The organism is Agromyces sp. Y182 (assembly GCF_059445385.1).
The window spans coordinates 1,464,209-1,491,143 of record NZ_JCAIUF010000001.1; the positions used below are offsets into that span (position 1 = coordinate 1,464,209).

Annotated in this window: 5 protein-coding genes; all 5 read right to left on the bottom strand. The window is 69.7% G+C overall.

Annotated features, from left to right (window positions below; translation table 11 throughout):
• Positions 1-22: 22 nt before the first annotated feature.
• Complete coding sequence (locus AC1C2R_RS06735) at positions 23-1,033, bottom strand: LacI family DNA-binding transcriptional regulator (RefSeq protein ID WP_495379419.1); 1,011 nt, start codon at positions 1,031-1,033, stop codon at positions 23-25.
• 124 nt (positions 1,034-1,157) lie between these two features.
• Positions 1,158-8,330, bottom strand: a complete 7,173-nt coding sequence (locus AC1C2R_RS06740) for a family 78 glycoside hydrolase catalytic domain (RefSeq protein WP_495379420.1) — start codon at positions 8,328-8,330, stop codon at positions 1,158-1,160.
• 68 nt (positions 8,331-8,398) lie between these two features.
• On the bottom strand, positions 8,399-15,031 hold the full coding sequence (locus AC1C2R_RS06745; protein ID WP_495379421.1) for a family 78 glycoside hydrolase catalytic domain: 6,633 nt from the start codon (positions 15,029-15,031) through the stop codon (positions 8,399-8,401).
• A gap of 56 nt (positions 15,032-15,087) precedes the next feature.
• On the bottom strand, positions 15,088-21,171 hold the full coding sequence (locus AC1C2R_RS06750) for a family 78 glycoside hydrolase catalytic domain (RefSeq protein ID WP_495379422.1): 6,084 nt from the start codon (positions 21,169-21,171) through the stop codon (positions 15,088-15,090).
• Positions 21,172-21,242: 71 nt separating this feature from the next.
• A complete protein-coding gene (locus tag AC1C2R_RS06755; protein ID WP_495379423.1) occupies positions 21,243-26,918 on the bottom strand; it encodes a family 78 glycoside hydrolase catalytic domain in 5,676 nt (1,891 codons plus the stop codon).
• Positions 26,919-26,935: the final 17 nt, after the last annotated feature.

Genomic DNA, 26,935 nt, shown 5'->3' on the forward strand with positions numbered 1-26,935 from the left:
CCGGCGCACCGCCGCCGGCGACTCAGCCGACGGTACCGGTGGATTCGCGCACGACGAGCTCGGGCTGGAACACGATGCGTTCGTGACTGAACTCGCCGCCGGCCGCCTCTTTCAGCATGAGGTCGACCGCCGTGTACCCGATCATGGCCGCCGGCTGCCGGATCGAGGAGAGCGGCACGACGGCGGCCGAGGCGAAGTCGATGTCGTCGTACCCGATGAGCGCGATCTCGCCGGGCACGTCGATGCCGCCCTGCATCATGAGCGCCTGCAGCACGCCCATGGCGAGCAGGTCGTTGGCCGCGAAGATCGCGTCAGGGCGATCGGATGCCGCGCGCTCGCGAATTCCCTCACCGGCGGCCCGCCCCGCGAGCACCGTGAGCGACTCCGTCTCGATGATCTCGAGCGTGACGCCCTCGACCTCGGCGACGGCGACGCCGGCTCCCTCGAGCCGGTCGACGACCTGGCGGATGCCCTTCGGTCCGCCCACGAACGCGATGCGACGACGCCCGGTGTCGATGAGGTGGCGCACCGCCAGGCGGCCGCCGACGACATCGTCGACGGCGACCGACGAGAAGCTCTGGTCGGCGACCTCGCGGTCGACGAGCACGACGGTCGTGCCGCGATCCCTCAGCAGCTGCAGCCGGGGCAGGTCATCGGCCAGCGGCGAGATCAGCACCCCGGCGACCCGCTGCTCCTCGAACAGGTCGAGGTAGGCGCTCTCGCGGTCGGCGTTCTCGTCGCTGTTGCCGAGCAGGATCGTCATGCCCTCTTCTGCCGCACGATCTTCTGCCCCACGGGCGACATCCGTGAAGAAGGGGTTGCGCACGTCGAGCACGACCAGACCGATCGAACGACTGCGGCCCGCGCGCAACTGCCGGGCGGCGTCGTTGCGCACGAAGCCGAGCTCCTCGATGGCGGCGGCGACGCGCGCGACGGTGGCGGGGGCGACCTTGTCGGGGCGGTTCAGCACGTTCGAGACGGTGCCCACCGATACGGATGCCACAGCCGCGACATCCCGCACACTCACTGCCATCGGTTCTCCTCCTCGAGTTGGAGTCAATTATGTCTGATCGGGCATGGATTGAAACGAATCATCTCACAGGGCAGTTCTGGCGACGGCCAGGCCGGTGTCGAGTCGGCCTGGCCGTCGCGCCACATCACTGCGACGGCGGAGCCACCTCCACCGCTCGACGGCGCCGTGCCGTGATCACCCATGCTGCGCCGAGCAGCATGAACACGCCGGCCACGGCCGACCAGGGCGCGCCGTCGAAGCCCGTCTCGGCGAGCACGTCGGTCGGCACGGTGACGGGGTCGCCGCCGCCCGCCGGAACGATCACGATCGAGTGCGCACCGGCCGGCACGTCAGCCGGTACGACGGCGTGCAGCGAGATCACGCCGCGTTCGTCGGCGGTCGCCGTTCCGAGCGCGATCGGATCCGAGTGCAGTTCGACCCGCACGACGGTGCCCGGCGTGAACCCGCTCGCCTCGACGAGCACGCGTGCCTCGGGTGCGACCTCGAGCGTGCCGCTGGTCTCGCCACGGGCTATTTCGACGACCGTGCCGACATTGCCGGCGACATCGACCGCGCGCACCGCCAACCGCGTCGGAGCCGCCTCCTCCGCGATGAGGACGGTGAGGCTCGGATGCCACGCGCTGCCGTCGAGCGAGTACTCGATGCGCTCGACCCCTGAGCCCGAGTCCGCTCCCACGGCCGTGACTCGACCCGACTCGGTCAGCCCCGCCCACGCCGTCGGCGCGGCGGCGTCGACGCGAGTCTCGAGACGGTCGGTGCGGCTGACGTTGCCCGCGAGGTCGCTCGCCCGGTACTCGAGCACGGCCGCACCCTCCGGCAGGCGCACTGGATCGACGTAGCGCTGCCAGTCGCCGCCGGCGAGGCGGAACTCGATCGCCTCGACCCCGCTGTCGTCGTCGACGGCCGTGAGCTCGGCGGTCGCATCGGCGCGGAGCCAGCCGTTCTCGCCGGCGTTCGTCGTCTCGACGCTCACCGTTGGCGCCGTCGTATCGGGGATGACGATCGTGCCCGTGATCGACTTCACGGCCTCGACGTTGCCGGCCGCGTCGGTCGAGGCGTACTCGACCGTGAACGCGCCGCCCTCGTCGATCACGACGGACGCACCCGTCTGCCACACCCCATCGTCGACTCGGTATTTCGTCGCCGCGACGCCCGAGGTCGCATCTTCGGCCGCGAAGTCGATCGTGCCGGATCCGGTCGCGTTGTCGCCCTCGAATCCAGCGCCGAAGGCCGCCTCGGTCGACGGAGCGACCGTGTCGATCTTCACGGCCAGCTCCCGCTCGTCGCTGCGGTTGCCCGAGGCATCCGTCGCCCGATACCGCAGCGAAGTGCTGCCCTCCGCGTCGAATGACAACGGTCCGTCGACCTCGGAGAAGTCCTCCTCGCCGAGGGCCGCTTCGACGATGAGCTCGCCTGCCCGGTCGTCGCGAGCCTCGATGACCGCCTCGACCGGCGACGTGCGGTACCAGCCCGTCGCGCGGTCGGGAGCAGCCGGGTCGAGGGTCGCCGTGACCTGCGGTGCGGTGGCGTCGGCCGTGACCGGAAGGGTCCAGACGTCGGCGATCGAGGGGTCGTAGAAGCCGTGATCGTCGAGGTTCTCGAACTTCACGCGCACCGGCCCGTCGGCCGCATGCTCGGCGTCGACGACGACTTCGTAGGTCTCGGTGCCGACACCGCCCGTGTGGCTGAAGAGCCGCTCGGCCACTTCGACCCCATCGACGTAGACCTTGTACTTCTTCGTCTGCGGCCGGTCGTACGTCTCGGTCACGCGAAGCACGAACGGCTCGCCCTCGACGACGGCCACGTCGAACTCGAAGTACGAGAAGTCGGTCAGGTGACCCGCGTAACGACGAGTGAGCCCCGCCTCGGTGTTCGTACCCGACGAACTCGACGCGGTGAGGGCGTGCGCCTGCTCGGAAGCCGAATCGCCGAGGTCGACGTGGTCGTACCCCGCCGGCGGGCTCGTGACCGGCGCGAGCTCGACCGTGAGCACGGTCGAGGCCTGCGCGAACGTCACCCCGTCGTGGACGAACACTGCCGAGAGTTCCACAACGTTCGGCGTGTGGTCGGTGCCGAGCGGCACGTACACCGGCACCTCGAGCTGGGCGGATTCGCCGGGCGGCACGATCACCGTCTCGCCGGGCAGCGGCACGACCCAGCCATCGGGAACGGTCGCCTCGATCCGGCCGACGGCCGGCTGCTCGCCCGCATTGACGACGATCGCGCGAAGCACCGCCGCGCCGCCGGGCGTGACGGTCGCAGGGTCCGCCTGCACCGTCATCGTGACCGGCGAGTCGACGACGATCGACAGCGCTGCGGATGTCTCGACGCGCTGCTTCTCGAAGGTGTACCCGAAGCGGACGGCCGCGGGCACCGAACCCGGTACCTGGTCGGCGGGCACCTGCAGCGCGAGGTCGACCGAACCGGCCTCGTCGGTCTTCAGGCGTTCGGCGAGTTCCGTCGCGTCGGGCTTGGCCGCCCAGGCATCCGCAAGGCCCGTGACCTGCGCGGTGACCGCTTCGATCGCGGCGACCGGGCCGTTCTGGGCAGTTCCGGTGATCGTGATCGGCTCGCCGGGCTTGTAGCCCGCAGCGTCGCTCGCGGCGGCGACCGTGATGCCGAGCAGTTCGGTGAGGGTCGCGTTCGTCACCGAGCGCACCGTACCGGCGCGTTCGCCGAGCGCAGGAGCGGCCTCGGCGAGCGCGGCGATCCACTCGTCGACCGCCCCGAGCTCTTCGAGCACGCTGGCGAGGCGCTTCGCGGTCTGCGCCGGCTTGCCGTCGCCCGCAGAGGCGTACGCGGATTCCGCACGCTCGCGCGTCACGTGGATGAGGTCGGCCAATTCGGCGAACTGCGGGGCATCGAGGTGACCCGCATCGCGCTCGGTCTCGGCCTGCGCGTGCAGGGCGTCGATCGCGTCGAGGATCGCACCGACCGAACCCGAAGCGGGGTCGACGTCGAAGGCGTAGTCGCCGGAACCGATCGTCACGACGACCTCGTCACCGACCTGCTCGACCGTGCGCACTCCGTCGACGTCGGCGAGCGGCTCGCCGCCTTCGGTCACGGCCCAGGCGTTCGCCGCGGGCAGACGGACCGTCGCGGTCGAACCGACCGGAACGTGCGTGGCGAGTGAGAGGCGCTCCCCCTCCTTCTTCCAGTCGGAACTGATCGGGCCGAACGGCGTGGGCGTCGTCGCCTTCGCCCACTCGAGCTGGTCGGTGACCTGCGGGGCGATCGTCACGTCGCGGTAGCCCGTCACCTCCGAGCTTCGGATGCCCGCGACATCGTGGAAGAACCAGTCGTCGACCGTGCCGAGGAAGTAGTGACCGCGCGAGCGCGCCTCGAGGGCCCAGTGCTCCCACATCGTGGTCGCGCCGTTCTCGATCATGAAACCCCAGCTCGGGTACTCGGTCTGCACGGCCACCCGGTAGGCGAGGTCGCCGTAGCCGTACTTCGTCAGCATCGGCAGCAGGTACTTCGAACCGAGCGTTCCGGTGTTGAGCTTGTCGCCCTTCTCCGTGACGTCGGCGGCGAGGCTCGCCGCCACCCGCTCGGCGGTCGCCTCATCGGGCGCGAGCCCGAACGCGAGGGCGAGGGCGTTGTGCGTCTGGCGGTAGCCACGATCTCCGGAGCCGCGGTAGAGGCCGGCACCGGCATCGAGGAACTGGGCGTTGAAGGCGTCTTTCACGACGGCGCCCTGGCTCGCGAAGTGGGCCGCGTCGCCCGGCTGGCCGAGCAGCGTCGCGGTCTTCTCCATCGACATGAGCATCGTGTAGAGGTACGCCGTCGCACTCACCCGCACGTCTTCGGGGGCGTTGCCGCCGGCCGGGCTCGCCTCGGGGCTGACCCAGTCGCCGAGGCGGGACTCACGGACGAGCCCGTTGTTCGAGCGGTCGAACTCGAGGTCGACGTACGTCTTCATGCCGTCGTAGTACTGCTCGAGCACGCGCTCATCGCCGCCGTACTGGTACAGCCACCACGGGATCAGGATGTATGCCGAATGCCACGGCGGCGCGACACCCCACTGGCCCCACTGACCCGAACTCGGTGCGATGACGAGCGGCGCACCATCGGCGTCGCGGCTGTCGTTGATGTCGCCGATCCACTTCTCGAACAGGTTCTGCGTGTCGAGGTTCATGAGGAACATCTCGGCGCCGACGGCGGCGTCTCCCGTCCACCCGTTCTTCTCGAACATGGGGGTGTCGGTCGGGATGCCGTGGATATTGTTCAGCATCGTGTCCACGACCGCGCGGTGGGTCTGGTTCATGATCGCGTTCGCGCTCTCGAACGAGCCGGTCTCCGCGGCATCCGTGTGCAGCACCTCGGCGACGAACGCCTCGGCCGGCGGCGCCGAATCACCCGGCCACCCCGAGACCTCGATGTACTGGAAGCCCTTGTACGAGAAGCGGCCCGCCCAGGTCTCGGACTCCCCAGTGCCGGCGAGAATGAACCGGTCGGTCTGGAAGCCGTTCGCGAAACCGCCGTTGTTCGAGAAGTCGGGGCGGCCGTCGGCGCGGAGCTTCTCGCCGTACTGCGCCCGGATGGTCGTGCCGACCTCGCCCTCGGCCGTGAACTCGACCGTGCCGGCGATCACCCTTGGGAACTTCACGACGTAGACGCCGTCGACGACCTCGTCGACCGACTCGGCCTCGAGGCGCTCGGTGACGCGGATCGGCTGCTGCTGCTGGTTGATCAGCGTGCCGGCTGGGCCTGCGACCTCACTCGAGGACGCCCAATCGCGGTCGTCGAAGCCGACGGTGTCGAATCCGGTCTGCACGCGGTTCGCGTCGTACGTCTCGCCGCCGTAGAGGTCGTCGAGCACGGTCGGACCGTCGTGGAGGCTCCACGTGCGGTCGGAGACGATCTCTTCACTCGTGCCGTCGGTGTACTCGATGCGCAGCAGCACACGGCCGACGGGCTCATCGTGGAACGGCGGCTTCTCCCAGTTCCACACGTTGGGATTCGTCATGCCGTAGAAGCCGCGGCCGAGCTCCATGCCGAGCGCGTTGTCGCCCTGCTCGAGCTGCTCGGTGAGGTCGGTCACGGTGTACTGGGCGTGATCGTCGTAGTCGGTGAACCCCGGCGAGAGGATCTCGTCGTTGATCGGCGCACCGTTCAGGCTGAGGTTGGCGTAGCCGCCCGCCGCGACGTAGATCTTCGCCGTGGCGACGGCGCGATCGACCGTGAACTCCTTGCGGAGCAAGGGCGCCGCTGCAGTGGGCTCGACGGGCAGTCGCACGCCGGCGCCCCATGGGCCCGTGCCGTACACCGCCTGCACGGCGGCCGGAGCCCACGCCGAGTCGTCGAAGTCCGGCTCCTCGAACCCGGCGGGGATGACCTTCGAGGCCTTCCACGCGGCATCCGTCGTGAAGATCTGCTCGGACCCGTCGGCGTACGCGACGCGGATCACGGCGAGGAGCCCGGCGGGCGAGCCCGGACCGTTCGTCGTGCGCACCGCGACGACGTTGTCGCCGCCGTCGAGGTCGACGCGGAATCGCTTCGAGCTCTGCCACTCATTCGTCGCGCCCTCGGTCTGGCCGATGAGCGCGCCGTTGACCCACAGCTTGAAGGAGTCGTCGGCGGTCAGGATGATCTCGGCCTTCACGGCCTCCGTGCCGCTCGGCGTCTCGAGCGTGGTGCGGAATGCCCGATCCTCGGCCGGCGCCACGGGTGCGCCCGCCTCGGGGGTCCAGATCCAGTTCGCGTCGTCGAAGGTCAGCACGTCGCCGCCTGCGTCGAGCGCGGGAATCGTGACCCGCCCGCCGTAGACACCGCCGCGGTACAGGAAGTTCGCCTGGGCGTTCTCCCACGCGGAGTCGTCGAACGCGGCGAGGTTCCAGCCGGCCGGGGCGTCGGCCGCGCTGGAGATGAGCGAGCTGAAGCCGCTGTTCGTCACGACCTGCTCGCTCGTGCCATCGGTGTAGCCGATGCGGAGGGCGCCGAGCACCCCGCCGTTCTGGCTCGAGCCGGGCGTGGTGAGCGCGAAGGCGAGCACGTTCTCGCCGGCACCGGTCGAGAGGTTCACGACACGAGCCGTCTGCCAGTCGTTGTTGCCGCCCGTGTTGGCGGTGACCTTCACGCCGTTCCAGTACGCGTCGACCTGCTGGTCGCCGGTCATGGCGAGCTGCGCCCAGGCGACCTCCTTCGTCTCGGAGACGGTGACCTTCGTGCGGAAGAGCGTCGACGGGATCGGGTTGTCGGCGGAGGGAGTGCCGATCGGCGGGATGATCCAGGATGCCGTGTCGAAGGTGCTCCGAGTGTCAGCCGTCGGCTGCACCGGCACGGTCACCTGCTCGCCCCATGGGCTGCCGCCGTAGGGCGCACGAGCGGTCGCGGCCACCCAGCCGGAGGTGTCGTACCCCTTGGCCTGCCAGCCGGTCTTCGCCGATTCGCTCGCGAGCCAGCTCGCGTCGGTCACGATCTCCTGCACGCTGCCGTCGGTGAATCGCACGACGAGCTTGCCGACGACCGCGCCGTACGCCTTCGCGGCGTTGTCGAGCCGCACGGCGAGCACGTTCTGGCCGAGGAGCGGGAACGCCTGCACGCGAGTCGCGGTCTTCCACGCGTCGGAGACCGAAGCGCCGGTGGCGATCTGCGTGCCGTTCAGGTGGGCCGAGAACCCCATGTCGCCCGACATGACGAACTCAGCCCGGTCGATGATCTTGTCGCTCGGCAGTTCGAAGGTCTTCCGGAAGTATCCGGGCGGGGTGTTGCCGCCGGGGTACGGCGGATGGATCCAGCTGGCGCCCGCGAGCGAGAGTTCCATGCCCGTCGTGTTCTGGGGTCGGTCGCGGCCGATCCAGGCGCTGTCCGCCCAGTCGTCTTCAGCGAAGAGCCCGGTGCTGAAGGTCGAACCGGCACTCGCCTCCCCCACGTTGGTCTCGACGTCGACCTGCCACCGATAGTCGGTCGCGGCCGCGAGACGCTCGTCGCCGAACTCGACCGCGGTCGACTCGGCCGATGCCACGACCCCGCTGTCCCAGACGGCGCCCTCGTCGATATCGGTGCCCGCCGGTGCGATTCTCAGCCGGTAGGAGGCCTGCTGCACATCGCGCTCATCGCTCTCGACGACCCACGAGAACCGCGGCTTCTCGACGTCGATGCCGAGCGGTTCGGTGCGGTTCTCGACCTCGAGGGTCGACAGGGTCAGCGTGGGTTCCGCGGCGGCGGCAACAGCCGGAGCCGCGGCCGCGGAATCCGTCGGAGCGAGCATCGCACTGAGACCGCTCACCGCGAGCCCGATGCCGAGCACTGCAGCGATGGCCGCGGTGCCGCGCCGGCGAAGACGAGAACGCAAAGGAGACGTACGAGACACGAGCGGTTGTCCAATCATGTTGTGGAGAGAATCTGACGGTCGGGCGCGTCTCATCGGAGGTCGCCCCGAACCGTGACGCCTCGTCGGCGGCGTGCGATGAGCAGCACGAGCCCGCCCAGCACCGCGAACCCACCGAGCACCAGCATCGGTGCGACGTCGACCCCGGTCGCCGCCATGTCGGACGTGCCGCCGGTACCGCCACCGGTGCCGCCGGTCGCGCCGCCCGGCGGCAGGCCGTCTGACGTCACAGAGAAGGCGAACCGCACTGCACTGCCCGACTCGGAGCCGAGCAGCACGATCGCATGGGCGCCGATCGCCGCCGTCGTCGGCACCGTCACGGTCGCCGCGAACGTGCCGGCTTCGTCGACGAGCACCGAGTCGAGCAGCACCGGGTCGGAGTGCAGCTCGATGCGCACCGTCTCACCCGGAGCGAATCCCGCGCCCGTGACGTCGACCGTGTCGCCCGGCTTCACCGCATCGGCCGAGATGCTCCCTCCGACGAGCAGCACCGCGAGTTCCTCACTCCGGTGCCCGGCGGCATCCGTCACCCGCACGCGCAGCTCTTGCGAGTGCGTGCCGATCGTGACGGGGCCGGCGTAGCCGGTCCAGTCGTCGCCGCCATCGGTCGCGTACTCGATGAAGGCGATTCCGGATGCCGCGTCGCTGCCGCCGAGCGTGAGCAAACGCTCTGCCGAGAGCTGCACGGGAGATACCGTCGGCGCCGCCCCGTCGGCCCGCACCGTCACGTTGCCCTGCACGCTCGGATTGCCGGCCAGGTCGCTCACGCGGTACTCGAACAGCGTCACGCCGTCGTCGACCGGAACCGGCGCGGTGTACGCCCGCCAGGCGCCGCCGCTCAGGCGGTACTCGACCGAAGCGAGACCGCTGTCGGCGTCGGAGGCGAGCAGCGAGACCCGTGCGTTCTCCACGAGCCATCCGCCCGCACCTGGAGTGCCGGAGACCTTCGCCTCGACCGCGGGAACCGCCGTGTCGACGCGAAGGCTCTCGCTCGCGACCGCCGAGAGGTTGCCTGCGACATCCCTCGCCCGGTACTCGAGCGCGTACTCGCCGTGCGGCAGGTCGATCGGGCTCGTCGCGGTCTGCCACGCTGCGCCGTCGATGCGGTACTCGATCGCGGCGACGCCACTCGTGGCATCCGTCGCCGACAGCGTCGCCGTCGAACCCAGCGGGAGCCAGCCATCGGCTGTCGCCGCCGGCGTCACCGCGATCGCGGCGACCGGAGCGACCTGGTCGATTCGCACCGGCACGGATGCCTCCGCGCTCGTGTTGCCCGCGGCATCCGTCGCCCGGAAGCTCAGCTCGTGCACGCCGTCGTCGCTGATCGCGACCGGCTCGGTGTACGGCGCGAGCTCCGCGCCGTCGAGCGAGTACTCGATCTGGACGGCACCCGAGCGGTTGTCTTGAGCGCGGAGTTCGACCGTGGCCGCACCGCGCGCCCAGCCTTCGGCACCGGCGACCGCCGAGCCGACCGAAGCCGAGACGACGGGAGCCTGGACGTCGGGTGCAACGGGCAAGATCCAGACATCGGCGACCGAGGGGTCGTAGAGCTCTTGACCCGTCTGGGTCTTCTGCATGCGCACGGTCACCGACGTCGCGTCGGTGAGCGCCGGGTCGTCGACGAGCACCTGGTAGTCCATGGTGCCGACCGAGTTCTCGGTGCGCACGATCGTGCGGTTGTTCACGACGGTGCCGTCGACCGTGATGATGTAGTCCTTCGTCTGCGCCTTGTCGTAGGTCTCGCGTGCCCTGATCAGGAACGGCTGCCCCTGCTCGATGGCGACATCGAACTCGAAGTACGAACCGGGCGCCGTGACGCCGGAGTAGCGGCGGGTCAGGCCCGCCTCGTTCGGCGCGGTGCCCGAGGTCGACGACGCCGCGATGCCGTGCTGCGCCTCCGAGAAGGAGTGACCGAGGTCGACGTGGTCGATCACGCTGACGGGCAGCACGTGCACATCGGCGATCGAGGGGTCTCCCATGGTGTCGTCGGCGCCGCGCTGGAAGCGCAGGCGAACCGTTCCCGAGGCGCTGAGGTCGACATCGTCGACCGTGAAGGAGTAGCCGACGACGCCGGCGCCGCTCGTGTGCTCGCGCGAGTGCACCGGCACGCCGTTCGCCGAGATCGAGTACTGCTTGGTCGACGTCGAGCCGTAGGTCTCGACGACGTCGACGACGAACGGCTCGCCCGGCTCGACCGCGACGTCGAACTCGAACCACGAGCCGGGCACCCCGCCGTGCGAGTAGCGCCGACTGAGCCCCGCTTCGGTGCTCGTGCCGGAACTCGGGTGGGCGGTCAGGTTGTGGGCGGTCTCGGATGCCGCGGCGCCGAGGTCGACGTGGTCGTACTGCGGCGCGTCGAACGTCGGCACGAGCGTCGCCGAACCCGTCGCCATCGCGACATCGCCGCGCACCGCGGTCAGTGGCAGATCGACGCGGTAGGCGCTCACGGTGAGCGGCACGGCGACGTCGAGCGCGAAGTCGACCGTCTCGCCCGCCGGCACGAGGTGCTGCGCCGAACGCGGGGCACCGTTCCAGCCCGCCGGAACGGATGCCTCGACGGCGGTGAAGACCGCAGAGGTGCCCGAGTTGGTCACCGGCACCGTGATCGTGGCGAGGCCGTCGGCGGAGACCGGGGCCGGGGTGACCACGGCGGTACCGATGGTCAGCGGCGAGCTGAGCGCGAAGCGGGCGGTCGCGACGCTGAGCAGTTCGTCGTCGCCGCGCAAGAAGGTGGCGGTGGCGCGCAGCGATGCCGTCTCAGTCGGCTCGGCGTCGTCGGGCACGGTCACGTCGAACGCGAGCGTGCCGGTCGCCCCGGGGGCGATCTCGCCCTCGAGCTCGGCGGACTCCGGGGTCAGGGTCCATCCCTCAGTGGAGACGACCGCCGCCGCGACGTCGTGCAGCGGCACGGTCGACGAGTTGTGCACATCGAGCTCGACGGCCACCGTGCTGCCGGGCGTGGCGAGCTCGGAGATCACGCGCAGCTCGGTGCTCACACCGGCGATCGAGGCGACCGCATCGCTCAGCGCGGCACGGAGTGCGTCGATGCGCGAGCGCAGCGCCTGCTCGGTGGCACCGCTGTGCTCCTGCGCGTCGATCGTCGACTCGAGTTCGCCGACACCGCCCATCAACGCGGCGAGGCTCGCGACGGCGTCGTCGAGGTCGCCGTCGCCCAACTGCTCGATGGCTTCGAGCGCGAGTGCCGCGAGCTCGTCGACGGAGTCGAGGATCTCGGCGGCCTGCTCGCTCTTCAGCTCGCCCGTCGCCACCAGCTCGGTGGCCTTCGCGCTCGTCGCCTCCAGCTCGTCGAGGATCGCGCCCAGTTCGAGCACCTCACCGTCGACCGCGAAGGAGTAGGTGCCGGAGCCGACCTCGAGCGAGGTGCTGCCCGCCTCGGAGTCCCCGAGGCGCACGCCAGGGGCATCCGCCACAGGAACGCCGCCCTCGGTGACGGCCCACGTGGTGCCGGCCGGCACCACGACGGTCGCGGTGGTGTTCTCGGGAATCGTGACGTCGAGCGTGAAGTCCCTGCCGTCCTGCTTCCAGTCGGTGGCGATCGTGCCGTAGACCGACTCGTAGGAACCGGTGGCGTACGTCAGGCCGCCGCCGGGCTTCGGCGCGATGACGGAGTGCTTGTAGCCGGGGCTGCCGTTGGAGATGGCGCCGATGTTGCGGTACATCCAGTCGCCGATGGCGCCGTAGGCGTAGTGGTTGAACGAGTTCATGCTCACGTCGCCGAAGCTGCCGTCGGGGTTGATCGAGTCCCAGCGCTCCCACATGGTGGTCGCCCCCATGGCGACCTCGTAGCCCCACGAGGGGAAGGTGTCGTTCAGCAGCAGCCGGTAGGCCTCTTCGAGGTGGCCGCTCTCGCTGAGCGCGGGAACCAGCCATGGAGTGCCGAGGAACCCCGTGGCGAGGTGGAAGTCGCGGCGCTCGAGGGTTTCGAGGAACTGCGCGGCGACGGCCTCGCGCTGCTCCTCCGGAACCAGCTTCATGCCGAGCGCGATGGCGTAGCCGGCCTGGCTGTCGCCCGAGATCGTGCCGTCTGCTGCGATGAAGCGGTCGGCGAAGACCTCTGCCCCGCGGGTGGCGAGCTCGGCGTAGTGCTCGGCGTCGTCGCCTTCGCCGATGGCGTCGGCCATCTCGCTCATGAGCTGCGCGACGTAGGCGTAGTAGGCCGTGCCGAGCACGTCACCGGGCGTCGGGTCGTCGAGGTTCAGCCAGTCGGCGTAGCTCGAACCGCGCACCATCGTCGGGTAAGTCGCGTCGAGGTAGTCCATGTACTTCGTCATCGAGGCGTAGCCCTCGCGGATCTGCTTCGTGCTGCCGTAGCTCTGCCACAGCACCCACGGAACCGTGATGCCGGCATCCGACCAGCCCGTGCCGCCGCCGCAGCAGGCGAGACTCCCCGTGTAGGGGGCGACGCCGTGGTAGTCACCGTTGGCGGCCTGGCCGTCTTGCAGGTCGACCAGCCACTTCGAGAGGAAGTTCAGCGAGTCCATGTTGAACGATGCTGTGGGCGCGAAGACGTTGATGTCGCCGCTCCAGCCCATGCGCTCGTCGCGAGCGGGCGTGTCGGTGGGAATCGAGAGGAAGTTGCCGCGCTGGCCCCACGTGATGTTGCTCTGCAACTGGTTGAGCATGGCGTTCGAGGTCGAGAGCTCGCCGATGAAGCCGAGGTCGGAACCCCAGACGATCCCGGTCACGTCGGCGATCTCGGGTGCCGCGCTCACGCCGGTGATCTCGATGTAGCGGAAGCCGTGGAAGGTGAACTTCGGCTCGTACTCGATCGTGCCGTCCGCAGCGAAGGTGTAGTAGTCGGTGGCCTTCGCGCTGCGCAGGTTGGCGACGTACGCGGTGCCGTCGGGGTTCAGCTCTTCGGCGTAGCGGATGCGCACGGTGCTGCCGGCGGTGCCCGTGAGCTTCATGTTCGCGACACCCACCATGTTCTGGCCGACGTCGTAGATGTACGCACCAGGGGTGGGTTCGGTGCGCTCGAGGGCGGGACGCGTGCCGGTGACCCGCACGGGCTCCTCAGTCTGGGGCTCCAGTTTCTCCGTCTCGGACGGGGCGACCCAGGGGGCGCTCCACTCGCTGTCGTCGAAGCCGCTGGCATTCCAGCCGGCGCGCTCATTGGCCGCGTTGTATGTCTCACCATCGATGAGGTCGGCGGCCGCGTACGGCCCGGTTGCCGTCTTCCAGGTGTCATCGCTGGCGACGATCTTGTGGGTGCCGTCGCTGTAGTCGACGCGCAACTGCGCGATCAGCGAGTTGCGGTCACCGTAGTTGTGGTTGCCGACGTGGGCGAGTCGGCCCGAGTACCAGCCCGGTGCGAGCATCGCACCGATCGTGTTCTCGCCCGCTGCGATCTGCTCGGTGACGTCGTAGGTCTGGAACGCGATACGCGAGTGGTAGTCGGTCCACCCCGGGGCAAGCTCGAGATCGCCGACCTTGGCACCGTTGAGGCTGAGCTCGTAGATGCCGCGGGCCGTGGCGTAGACGCGGGCGCGCTCGACGGTCTTGCCGGGGTCGACCGTGAACTCATTGCGGAGCAGCGGCTGATCGGTGTTCTGGGCGACCAGGAAGTCGTTGTTGCCGCTCACCTCGAGGCCGTCGTCGACCACGGTGCCGCCCGCGAAGGGGTTTCCGTCGGTGAAGTCGGTGTCGAGCAGCGTCTTCGTGGGCGTCGTCACCGAGAGCGAATGGATCACGGCGGATTCGAGCGCGGTGGTGCTGGCGCTCGTGCGGAAGCCGACGTAGCCCTTCGCGAAGCTCGAATCCGAGCGGGTGTCGACGAGCTGGTCGTTGACGCGCGTCTCGATCGTCGAGCCGGTGACGGTGATGGCAACGGTGGCACGCTGCTTCAGCACGTCGGCCGCGAGCCCGTGGTCGGTGAGCCTGACTTCGGGCGTGGTGCTGTAGCCGCCGTTCGTCTTCTCGTGCGGTCGCAGGCGCGGAACGCCGGGGGTTTCGTCGTTCAGCTGCCACATGTAGGCGTTGCCGTTCGAGCCGCCGGTCACGCCGGTGCCGCGGAAGTACACGCCGAAGGCGGTTCCCGGCTTGAGCGTGAAGTCGGCCGTGACCGTGTAGTCGGTCCATTCCGCCAGCTGGTCGGCGGGGTCCGGCCCGCCGATCCAGTCGCCGGCCCACTCGCTGTTGTCGAGGATGCCGGTCTCGAACCAGCTCGGGGAGCTCCACTCCGACTCGTCGCCGGCGCCATCCCACACCCTGACCTGCCAGTAGTAGCGGGTCTGCGATTCGAGGGCTGGTCCGCCGTAGCGCACCTCGACCGACTGGTCGGACTCCACCTTGCCCGAGTCCCACACCGTGGATCCGTCGAGCCCGTCGACGCTCGTGGCGGCCCGCACCTGGTACGCGCTCTGCACGACTCCGCGAGCGTTGTCATCCGCATCCAGCTGCCAGCTGAGACCCGGGGCCTCACCCCCGATGCCGAGCGGGGTCGCACGGTTGTCGGTCTTGAGCGTGCCGACCGCGATGCCGTCGGCTGCGGTCACCGCCGTGGCGGTCACCCCGTCGGTGAGCACGAGCGCGAGCGCGAGGGCCGTGGCCGCCGCGACCGCGCCGAGGCGAGCCAAGGCGGATCGGCCGGATTGCCCGACCGCGAGTGTGGTGTGGGTGTGCACGAGGTGGGTTCCAATCGCCATTGAAGAGGAGGGGGCTGGGTGGGGCCGCCGGCGCGCGAGGTGCCGGCGGCCGTTGGTCACGCCGTCGGCGTCATGGTCTCGGCGCCGTTCGAGCGCCGCCGTCGGCGCCAGACGACGAGGGCGCCGCCTGCCGCCGCGAGCAGCAGGCCGAGGGTCAGCACGGGCGTCACGACCGCACCGGTCGTGGCGATGCCGCCGGGCAGGATCACCGTGTCGGGGTCGACCGTGATCGCGAACGAGATCGTCGACTCGGGGTTCTCGCCGGTGAGCACGAGGTGGTGCTCGCCGGTCGCGGTGTCGCTCGGGATCGTCACGGCAGTGCTGAAGGCACCGGAGTCGTCGGCGACCGCCTCGCCGAGGCGCACGGGCTCCGAACGCAGCTCGATCGTGACGGTCTCGCCCGGCGCGAAGCCCTCGCCGCTCACCGTGATGGTGTCGCCCGGCTTGGCGCCCGCCACTGAGAGCGAACCACCCACGAGCGTTCGCTCCCCTGTCGCGCCGACATTGCCGGCGACGTCGGAGGCTCGGAACTCGAGCGAGTGCGCGCGGTTGTCGAGCTCGACCGTGCCGGTGTAGAGCGCCCACTCGCTCGTGCCGTCGATGCGGAACTCGATGCGGTCGACGCCCGAACCCTCGTCGCTTCCGGCGAGGCTGAGCACGCGGCCCTGCAGGCTCGCAGTCACCTCCGGTCGCACGCTGTCGACCTCGATCCTTTCGATCAGCGTCTCGCCGACGTTGCCGACCGCGTCGCTCGCCCGGTACCGCAGCTCGGTGGTGCCCTCGGGAATGCCGATCGCCGCGGTGTACGCGGTCCAGGCTCCGGTGCCGATCGCGTACTCGATCGCGCCCAGGCCGCTTTCGGCGTCGGATGCCGCGAGCTCGACGGTCGGCGAGACGAGATGCCACCCGCTCGCGGCGGGTTCCGAGCTGCGCTCGGCGGTCACGCTCGGCGCGACGCCGTCGACCGCGAACGCGGCTGAAGACACCGCGCTGGCGGTGCCGGCGATGTCGCGAGCACGGTACTCGACGACCGTCTCGCCGAGCGGGAGCTCGACGGCGTTCGTGTACGCAGTCCATGCGCCGGCGCCGAGACGGTACTCGATCGCGGCGACACCGCTGCCCGCATCCGTCGCCGAGATGGTGAGCGAGGTGCCGGAGGCGAACCAGCCGCCGATCGAGTCGGCGCTCACGCTGTGCGAGACGCCGGGAGCAGTCACGTCGATGCTCACCGCGGCCTGCTTCGGCTCGCTCACGTTGCCCGCGGCATCCGTCGCCCGATACTCGATGACCGTGGCGCCCTCTTCACCGATCGTGAAGGGGGCTGCGTAGCTCGTCCATTCGCCGCCGTCGATGCGGTACTCGCTCGTCACCGCGCCTGCCCGTTCGTCGGTCGCAGTCAGCGAGACGTCGACCGCGCCGGTGAACCATCCGGCCTGACCGCGAGCGCCCTGAGCCAGCGCCTCGAGCGCGACGCTCGGAGCGAGCCGATCGGCGGCGACCGGCAGCACCCAGAGGTCGGCGAGGGAGGCGTCGTAGTTGCGCCCCAACTCGTTGTTCTGGAAGCGGATGCGAACCGTGCCGGTCTCGGTGAGGGCTAGGTCATCGACGACGAACTGGTAGGCGACCGTGCCGAGACCGCCGGTGTGTTCGTGGAGCCGCTGGTGCACGAGCTGCCCATTGACGAAGACGTCGTACTCCTTCGTCTGCGCGCGGTCGTACGTGTCGATCGTGCGCACCAGGAACGGCTCGCCGGGCGTGACCGCGAGATCGAACTCGAAGAAGCCCTCGGGGTCTTCTCGGTTCGCGTAGCGGCGGGTGAGACCCGCCTCGGTGTTGGTGCCCGAGCGCGCGGAGGCACTCAGCGCGTGCGCGGTCTCGGAGGCTGCGTCGCCGAGGTCGACGTGGTCGAGCGCTCCGACCACCGCGGGGAGTTCGACGGCGACGGTGCCGCTCGCGCTGCCGTAGACGACTTCGCCGCTGACGACCGAGACGGTCACGGCGTTCGCACCGGCGGTGGCGGTAAGCGGCACGACCGCGTCGACGCCGAGCACCGCGGTGCTGCCTGCGGCGATCACCGTCTGCTCACCGAGCACTGGGGTCGCGCCGGCGATTCCGCCGCTCGCCGAGGCCGTGACGTCGCGCACCGAGTCGTTGACGACCTCGACGCTCAGCCGAACGACGCCCTCGGGGGCCGCCGTCGCGGGCGTCGCCGTCAGGTTCTGCACGACGAGTGGCGAGTCGACCGTCAGGGGCACCGACACGGGAATGCTCGCCGCCGTGCCCTCGAAGGAGTAGTCGAGCACGGCACTCACGGTGACGGAACCGCTCTTCTGCCGTTCGGGAACGAGGGCCGTGTAGCTGCCCGCGAGCGATGCCCCGGCACCGAGCGCGCCGAGTTCGACGGCAGCGGGCTCGAACACCCAGGCGTCCTGCGCGCGCGGGGTCAACGTCACGGCTTCAACACCGAACTCGCCCGTGCTCGTGACTCGTGCGGGGATCGCCACCGTCTCGCCCGGGAAGGCGCTCTCGAGCGGCGTCTCGAGCTCGGCCGCAATTCCCAGCAGGCCGGCCGAGAGCGAACCGAGCTCCGAGCGGATGTCGGCGAGGGCACCCTGCAGAGCACCGCGCTCCGGTTCATTCGTCGCATCGGCGGTCTCGTCGGCCGCCGTCAGCTCGCCCAGCGCCGCGTGAACCGCGGAGGCGCTCTGCGCGATCTCCCCCGCCGTGTAGTGCTCGAGACCGCGCTCGGCGTGGCCGCTGAGCGCTTCGCGAGCCGCGGTGAGGTCATCGGCAGCGTCGCCGCCGATGGCGCCCTCCACGTCGTCGACGACGCCCTGCAGCGTCTCGATCGCGTCGATCAGGTCGCCGAATCGGCCGCGGTCCGCGTCGACCGTGAACTCGTAGTGGCCCGAGCCGACCTCGATGGTGGCCGTGCCGGCCTCGACGCTCAGCGAGTGCACGCCGTCGGCGTCAGCCGCTGCCACGCCCGACTCCAGCACGGCGAGCGCGTTGCCCGCGGGGAGCTGGACCGCGGCCGTGGTGTTCGCGGGCACCTCGACCGTGAGCGCGAGTCCGTCGTCGGTGAGCTTCCAGTCGGAGGAGATGTGGCCGTACACCGAGTCGTAGCCGACCTTCGCGTACGCCAGCCCGCCGCCGGGAGTGGGCGCGATCAGCGTCTTCTTGTAGCCGGGTTCGAGCTGCTGGATGCCGCCGATCGTTCGGTACATCCAGTTGCCGACGGCGCCGGGGGCGAAGTGGTTGAAGGAATTCATGGCCAGGTCGCCGAAGCTGCCGTCTTCGCGGATCGAGTCCCAGCGCTCCCACATGGTGGTGGCGCCGCGGTCGATCTGGAATCCCCACGAGGGGTAGCTCCGGTTGAGCAGCAGTTGGTACGCGACATCCGATTGACCGGCAGCACTGAGCGCCGGCAGCAGGTTGAACGTGCCGAGGAACCCGGTCGCGAGGTGGCCGCCGCGGGCCGCGACGGCGGCGGCCAGGTGTTCGCCGGCCTCGTCGATCAGGTCGTCGGGCACGAGGCCGAACGCGATGCTGGACGTGTACGCCGTCTGGCTGTTGCCTGCGATGCTGCCGTCGTCGGCGATGAACTTCTCCTGGTAGGCGGCGGCGATGCGTTCGAAGAGCGCGGTGTAGCGCGCGGCATCCGCCTGCCGGTCGATGGCCTCGGCCATCTGCGCCATCAGGTTGACGCTCTGGGCGTAGAACGCCGTGCCGAGCAGGTCGGCCGGCGTCGGGTCGCCGAGGTTCAGCCAGTCGCCCCAGGTTCCGTAGCCGGGCCGGATGCCGGTGGGTGCGATGCCCTCGAGGTAGTCGATGTAGTCGGCCATGGAGTCGTAGTTGGCCTCGATCACGGCCGTGTCGCCGTAGCTCTGCCACAGGGTCCACGGCACCGTGATGCCGGCGTCCGCCCACCCTGTGGAGCCGCCGCCGCACGAGGAGTGCACGGCCGGGTCCTTGCAGAACTGCGGGGCGACCTCTGGGTATGCGCCGTTCGGCAGCTGCGCATCGCGCATGTCGCTCATCCACTTGGTGAGGAAGGTCTGCGAGTCCATGTTGAAGGTCGCGGTGCTGGCGAAGACGTTGATGTCACCCGTCCAGCCGAGTCGCTCGTCGCGAGCGGGCGTGTCGGTCGGGATCGACAGCCAGTTGCCGCGCTGCCCCCAGACGATGTTCGACTGCAGCTGGTTCACCATGCTGTCGGATGTCTCGAAGGTGCTGCTGAACTCCGCATCGGTGTTCATCACGAGGCCCGTGACCGCAGCGGTCGTCGGCGGCGTGGTGACGCCGCTCAACTCGACGTACCGGAAGCCGTGGAACGTGAAGCGCGGCTCGTAGGTGATCGTGCCGTCCTCGGCGAAGGTGTAGGTGTCAGTGGCCTTGGCCGACCGCAGGTTCTCAGGGGCGATCGTGCCGTCGGCGTGCACGACCTCCGCATGCCGAAGCGTCACCGTCTGTCCGGCGATGCCGCTGAGCTGCAGGCGCACCTTGCCGACCATGTTCTGGCCGAGGTCGAAGACGTATCGCCCGGCGGTCGGCTCGGTCACGCTCAGCGGCACGACCTCCTGCGTGACCCGCACCGGCGGGTCGACCTGGGGAACCAGCGTCTCGGTGCCGCCGTCGGCGACGACGACGTCGCTCCATCCGCTCGGGGTGAACGATGCTGTGTTCCAGCCCGCCTGCTCCAGTCGGGCGTCGTAGCTCTCGCCCATGAGCAGGTCGCTCGAGATGATCGGGCTCGGCGCGCTCTTCCAGCTGTCGTCGGTGACGAAGGTCTGTCGGGTGCCGTCTTCGTAGTCGACCGACAGCTGCGCGGTGACGCTCGGCAGGGAGCCGTACTGGCCCGGGCCGAACCAGCCGAGGCTGCCGGCGTACCAGCCGGGTCCGGCCATCACGCCGATCGCGTTCCCGCCCTGCTGGATCTGCTCGGTGACGTCGTACGTCTGGTATTGGGTGCGGAGGTTGTAGTCGGTGAAGCCCGGCGCGAGTTCGTGGTCGCTGACGCGCTCGCCGTTCAGGCTGAACTCGTAGACGCCCTGAGCGGATGCCGAGAGTCGGGCGCTCGCCACCGGCTTGTCGACGGCGAACTCGTCGCGCATCATCGGCGACGACGCGGCGCTGCGGAGGACGGCGTTCGTGCCGCCGGCGACGACGAGTCCCGACCCGGCGACGCTCGTGCCCGCCGTGAACGGGTTCACCACGGCGCCGAGATCGGCGTCGAGCAGGCTGTCGCCGCCCGAGGTGGCGGAGACACTGTGGAGCGTGACCTGCTCAGCGCCGCTCGTGCGGATGCCGAAGGTGCCCGTCGCGAAACTCGAGTCGCTGCGCTGGTCGACCTGCACGTCGTTGACGAAGGTGGTGATCTGCGAGCCGGATGCCTCGATGCGCAGCGTTCCCCGCTGCTTGAGCACGTCTGCGCCGAGCTCGGCCGGCAGCGGCACCTCCTGGAGCACGGCGTACGAGCCGTTCGTGTTCTTGTGCGGGCGGAGCTTGGGCGTGCCGGCCGTCTCGTCGTTCAACTGCCACATGTAGGTGTTGGCAAGACTCGCATCGCCGCGGAAATAGACGCCGAAGGCCGAGCCGGGCTTCAACGTGAAATCGAGCTCGACCTCGAAGTCGCCCCACGGCGCCGGCGCGGCGACGCCGATCCACTCCGCCTCCCAGTCGTCGGGCGAGGCGAGTGCGGTCTCGAACCAGGCTGCCTCGCTCCAGTCGGTGGATGCCCCGTCGGCAGTGCTGACGCGCACCTGCCAGTAGTACCTGGTGGAGGGCTCGAGTTCGGCGCCCTCGTAGACGACGCCGATCGAGCGGTCGGAGCCCACGACGCCGGAGTTCCAGACGTCGTGCGAACCGAGGCCGTCGACCGTGGCGGCGACGCGGATCTCGTACCCGGCCTGCATGACGTCGCGCGCGGTCGAGGCGAGCTGCCAGCTGAAGCTCGGCTCGAAGGAGGTGATGCCGAGCGGATTCACCGCACGGTCGGTCTTCAGGGCCGTGACCTCGGTTGTCGCGGCCGCCTGCGCGGGGCTCACCGTGCCATCGACGGCGACGAAGCCGATCACGAGGGCGAACGCCAGTGCGCCGGAGGCGATCATCCGGGTGGAGGTGCGAACGGACCCGCGCATGTGTTTCCTATCTTCGGTGACGCTGGAAGCCTGGTGATTCGGGGTGGTGATCGCGCGCGCGATCCGGTTGCTCATCGTTCGTCCGGGCTCGGGCTCGGGCTCGCGCTCGCGCTCGCGCTCGCGGCGCGGCGTCGCCGCCAGAGCAGGGCTCCTGCCCCGAGCAGCAGCAGCACGCCGGCCCCGAGCACGAGAGGAAGGGCGTTGAATCCCGTGGAGGCGATGACGTCGACCGGAATCGTGACGGACCCGTCCGCGCCGTCGCCGTTGCCGTTGCCGTTGCCGTTGCCGCCATCGCCCGCATCGCCGACGACCACGAACACCAGCTCATGCGCGCCCGCGGCGACCGCCAGCGGAATGCTCGCGTCGAGCGCCACGACGCCGGCGGCACTCGCCGTGACCGTGCCGAGCACCGTGACCTCGGAGTGCAGTTCCACCCGAACCTCGGCGCCGGCAGCGAACCCGGTGGCCTCGATCGCGAGCGACTCCCCCGGCGTCACGGTGAGCGTGGGGGCCTCAGCCGTCGGCTCGAGCGTGATGGTCTCGCTCACGTTGCCCGCGACGTCGTTCGCGCGAGTGAACACCGGGTTCGGCAGCTCGCCCTGTGCGATCAGCGCCTCGACGCCGGCCACCCAGCTCGTACCGTCGGCGGAATACTCCACGTTCGCAATGCCGGCCGTGGCATCCGACGCCGCGGAGACGAGCTCGCCCGCCTCGGAGAGCCAGCCCCAGACGACCGGCGCGACCCCGTCGATCGCGAACCCGCTCGACCCGACGGCGCTCTCGTTGCCCGCGGCATCCGTCGCCCGATACTCGATCGTGTGCTCGCCCTGCTCCGTCACGGTCACCGGCTCGTCGTATCGCGACCAGTCGGCGGCCGAGTCGAGCCGGTAGTCGATCTCGAGACCTTCGGCCACGTCGTCGGCGGCATTCAGTTCGACCGTCACCGGCCCGGGCGACCACTCGCCCGCCACAGCCGAGCCGGATCGCGTCACAGTGGCGGAGACACTCGGCGCCAGCACGTCGGCACCGACCGGAAGGGTCCAGGCGTCGGCGATCGACGGGTCGTAGTTGGTCGTGGAATCTGCGTGCTGCATGGTGATCGTCGCCGTGCCCGTGCTGCTGAACGCCGCTGGGTCGTCGACGAGGATCTGGTAGTTGTCCGTGCCGTAGTCGTTCGTCGCCCGCTGGAAGAGGCGGGCCTGCACCTCGACCCCGTCGACCTGCACCGAGTACTCCTTCAACCGAGCACCGTCGTACGTCTCGACCGCGCGAATGATGAACGGGGCGTCCTTCGGCACCGCCATCGTGAAGCTGAAGTACGAGCTCGCGGCGTTGCCGGAGTAGCGCCGGGTCGCGCCCGCCTCGACGCTCGTGCCCGACGTCGGCGAGGCCGTGAGCCCGTGTGCCGCCTCGGAGGCACCGTCGCCGAGGTCGATGTGGTCGAGCACCGTCTCGTCAGCGCCCGGTACGGGAACGATCGCCTCGATCGAGGCGGTACCCGTCGCGAGCACGGTATCGCCGTGCGCGAACTCGACCGCCAGCGCCAGCGCCTGCTCGTCGAGCGTGGTCGGCACGAAGAGCTCGATGGCGACCATCGCCGTCTCGCCCGGTGCGATGACGATCTCGGAGGAGGCGACCGCGGCCCACCCGGCCGGCGGGGTCACGGATGCCACGCCTGACACCGGCCGCGAGCCGGTGTTCTCCAGCGCGAGGGTCACGACGGTCTTCGAGTTCGGCAGAACGGATGCCGGTTCGGCCGTCACCGCGGTCAGCACCACGCCGGACTCGACCGTGACGACGGTCTGGCCCTCACCACGGAGTGTCAGGCCCTGGTAGTCGTAGCCGACGACGACCGGCAGGGCGACGTCGCCGGGCAGTTGCGAGACCGGCACCGTCGTCGTGAAGGTCGCGGTGGCGGACTCGCCCGCCGGCAGGCTCGGCACGAGCGGTGAGCTCGCCGGGTCGACCACCCACGACCCACCGAGGTCGAGCTTCGCGCTCAGCTCGGTGAGTTCCTCGGTTCCGGTGTTGGTCAGCAGGGCCGTCACGGTGAGGGGCTGCCCCGGAAGAACGGTGGTCGGCGTTCCGGCGTCGACGGCGACCGCGATGCCCGAGAGCTCGGCGGCGAGCGCGTCGAGTTGCGCCTCGATCGCGCCCAACGCCTCGGCGAGCGCGTCGCGCGCATCCGCCTCGATGTCACGGTCGTCGACCCAGTCGCCGAGCTCGCGAATCTCTGTGAGCGCCTCGAGCACGTCGGCGACGGCGCCGGCTCGATCGGACTCGAGCACGCCGATTCCGTGACCCATAGCGTCGACGATGCGCTGGAGGGCACGTTCGACATGGGCTGCGTCACCCCCGCCGAGGCCCTCGAGAGCGTCGAGTTCGTTCTGGAGGTCGGTCGACGCCTCGATCACGGCGCCGAACTGCTCGGCGAGCGCGCTCACGCTGAACGCGTACGAGCCGGAACCCACCAGCACACTCACGATGTCGCCCTCGGACGAGAGCACTTCGACACCCGCGGCATCCGCCAGCGATGCCGCACCCTCGGTGACGGCCCAGGCGTTCGATGCCGGGATCTGCACGGTGGCGGTGGCGTTCGTCGGCACCGTGACCGAGAGCGAGAGGTCGCCGCCGGTGAGCGTCCAATCGGTGGTGACGAGGCCGTACGCGGTCTCGAGACTCGCGGACGCGCTCGTCAGTCCGCCACCGGGGTGGGGGCTGATGACGGTCGACTTGTAGCCGGTGTCGCCCACGGCGATGCCGCCGATGTTCTGGTACATCCAGTCGCCGACGGCGCCGAAGGCGTAGTGGTTGAAGGAGTTCATGCTCGCCGCGCCGAAGTTGCCGTTGGCGTCGATCGAGTCCCACCGCTCCCACATGGTGGTGGCGCCCGACTCGACCTCGTAGCCCCACGAGGGCAGCGTCTTGTTCATGAGCAGTCGGTAGGCGACATCCCAGTTGCCGCTCTTGCTGAGCGCGGGCAGGAGCCACGGGGTTCCGACGAAGCCGGTCGAGAGGTGGTAATCGCGGCTCGCGACCTTGGCGACGAGCTTGTCTCCGGCGGCTTCGACGAGTTCGGCCGGCACGAGGTCCATGCCGATCGCGAGCGCGTAGGCGGTCTGGCTGTTGCCCTCGACCCCGCCGTCGGCGGCGACGAACTCGTCTTGGAAGAGCTGCGTGATCTCGCCGCCCATCTCGGCGTACCGGGTGGCGTCGGCATCCTTGCCGATCACGTCGGCCATCTCGCTCATGGCGCGTGCCATGTAGGCGTAGTAGGCGGTGCCGAGCACCTCGGGCGGCGTGTCGTCGCCGAGGTGGAGCCAGTCGCCGTAGGGGCCGTGGTTGCGGAGGCGGTTCGGGAAGTTGGTCTCGAGGTAGCCGAAGTACTTCTCCATCGACGCGTAGTGGTCGCGGATCAGCCCGGTGTCGCCGTAGCGCTCCCACATCATCCAGGGGATGAGGACGCCGCCGTCGGACCACGCCGTTCCGCCGTCGCAGCAGCCCTGGCCGGGACCGCGAGGTGCGGATTCGGGGAACTCGCCGTCGGCCAGCTGCGTGTCGCGCATGTCCTGCAGCCACTTCTTGACGAACTCCTTGGTGTTCTGGTTGAAGGCGGCGGTGGGTGCGAAGGCGAGCAGGTCGCCCGAGTAGCCGAGTCGCTCGTCGCGGGCCGGGGTATCGGTCGGTACCGAGATGAAGTTGCTGCGCTGGCCCCAGACGATGTTCGACTGCAGCTGGTTGAGCATCGGGTCGGAGGTCTCGAAGGTTCCGGTCGCCTTCAGATCGGAGCCGAACACGTCGGCCGAGATGTCGCCGACGGCCGGCGCCTGGGCGAGCCCGCTGATCTCGATGTAGCGGAATCCGTGCTGCGTGAAGCGCGGGCGGACGAGGGCCGTGCCGTCTTCGGCGAAGGTGTAGTGATCGGTCGCCTTCGCGCTGCGCAGGTTGTCGACGTAGAGGCTGCCGTCCTTGTTCAGCACCTCCGCGTAGCGGATCGTGGCGGTCTCACCGGCCGTGCCGGTCAGCGTCATGCGACCGACACCCGAGAGGTTCTGGCCGAGGTCGTAGATGTGCACGCCGGCGGGCATCTCGCTCTGCGCGATCGCCGGAACGTTCTCGGTCGTGCGCACGGGCTCGTCGCTCTGGCTCACGAGCTTGTCGGTGGCCGATTCGGCGACCGCGACGGGCGACCACGCGGCGTCGTCGAAGCCCGGCTCGTTCCAGCCGTCGATCTCGAGTCGGGCGTCGTAGTCTTCACCCATCTGCAGGTCGGCGCTGCGGATGGGGCCGGGGTGGGTCGTCCAGTCGGAGTCGGTCGAGACGAGCTGCGTCGATCCGTCGGTGTACTCGATCGCGAGTTGGGCGATGACCGAGGTCTGCGAGCCGTACTTGTGGTTGCCGAACCAGGCGATGTACCCGGCGTACCATCCGTCGCTCACCATGGCGCCGAAGGCGTTCTCGCCCGACTTCACGAGCTCGGTGACGTCGTAGCTCTGGTACTGGATGCGCTGGGTGAAATCGGTCCAGCCGGGTGCGAGCTCGTGATCGCCGACCTTCTCACCGTTCAGCGACAGCTCGTAGATGCCCCGAGCAGAGGCGAAGAGGCGAGCGGATGCCACGTGCTTGGCGTCGTCGGTCTCGAACCCGGTACGCAGGAGCGGCAGCGAGGTCGAGGGCGTGTAGAGCGCGTTGACGAACCCGGAGACCTTGAGACCGCCGTTCGGTCCGGCGATGATCGTGCCGGCGTTGAACGGGTTCTGCCCGCCGGCGAAGTCGGAGGCGTAGAGCGTGGCGGTGGGCGAGGTCACCGTCATCGAGTGGATCAGCACCTCTTCGTTGTTGACGTCGGTGCGCAGGCCCGCGAAGCCGCCGGAATGCGACGAGTCCGTGCGCGAATCGACGACGACGTCGTTGAGCGTCGTCGTGATGCGGTCGCCGTCGAGCTCGATGCTGAGGGTGCCGCGGCGGGAGAGCACGTCGATCGGCAGCCCCTTGGCGGTGAGGTCGATCTCTTCGAGCACCCGCCAGTTGTTGTTCACGCGAACGTGGGGGCGCAGCATCGGGTGCTCGGAGTCGGAGTCGTTGAGCTGCCACATGTACGTGTTCGTGAAGTCGGCGGAGGAACGGAGGTAGAGCCCGAACGTCTTGTCGGCCGTCGGGGTGAAGTCGATGTCGACCGTGTAGTCGGTCCAGTCGGCGACCTGCGCAGCAGGGTCCGGGGCGCCGATCCAGTCGGCCTTCCACTCGGCGGCTTCGAAGATCCCGGTCTCGAAGGCTGCGGCATCCGACCAGTCCGATTCGTTGCCGCGGTCGTCCCACACCTTGACCTGCCAGCTGTATCGCGTCTGCGACTCGAGCGCCGGGCCCTCGTAGTCGATGTCGAGCTGCTGGTCGGAGTCGACCTTGCCGGAATCCCACAACGCGTCGGAGTCGAGTGCCGCCTCGTTCGTCGCGACCCGGATCCGGTAGGCGCTCTGCAACACACCGCGCCCGGTCGACGTGCTCGTGAACGCGAAGATCGGCGCATCCGCCGTGACGCCGAGCGGGTCGATGCGACCGTTCGTGGTGAGTCCGGTCGCGGCGATGTCGCCGTCCGCCGCGTCGGCGGGTCCCGCGACGGCAGGGCTCGTCACGGTGATCGGCGCGAGCAGTACCACCGAGAGCGCGAGTGCGGCGAGGGCGGTGGCTGCGGTGCGCGCACGGCGCGAGCGCTCGCCGCGGAAGAGCGCCTTGGTGAGGATCGACATCGAGGTGGTGTCTCCGG

Bases quoted from the DNA above. Each gene is read 5' to 3' on its own strand.
- AC1C2R_RS06735 (WP_495379419.1), bottom strand. From the start codon at position 1,033: ATGGCAGTGAGTGTGCGGGATGTCGCGGCTGTGGCATCCGTATCGGTG.
- AC1C2R_RS06745 (WP_495379421.1), bottom strand. From the start codon at position 15,031: ATGGCGATTGGAACCCACCTCGTGCACACCCACACCACACTCGCGGTC.
- AC1C2R_RS06750 (WP_495379422.1), bottom strand. From the start codon at position 21,171: ATGCGCGGGTCCGTTCGCACCTCCACCCGGATGATCGCCTCCGGCGCA.
- AC1C2R_RS06755 (WP_495379423.1), bottom strand. From the start codon at position 26,918: ATGTCGATCCTCACCAAGGCGCTCTTCCGCGGCGAGCGCTCGCGCCGT.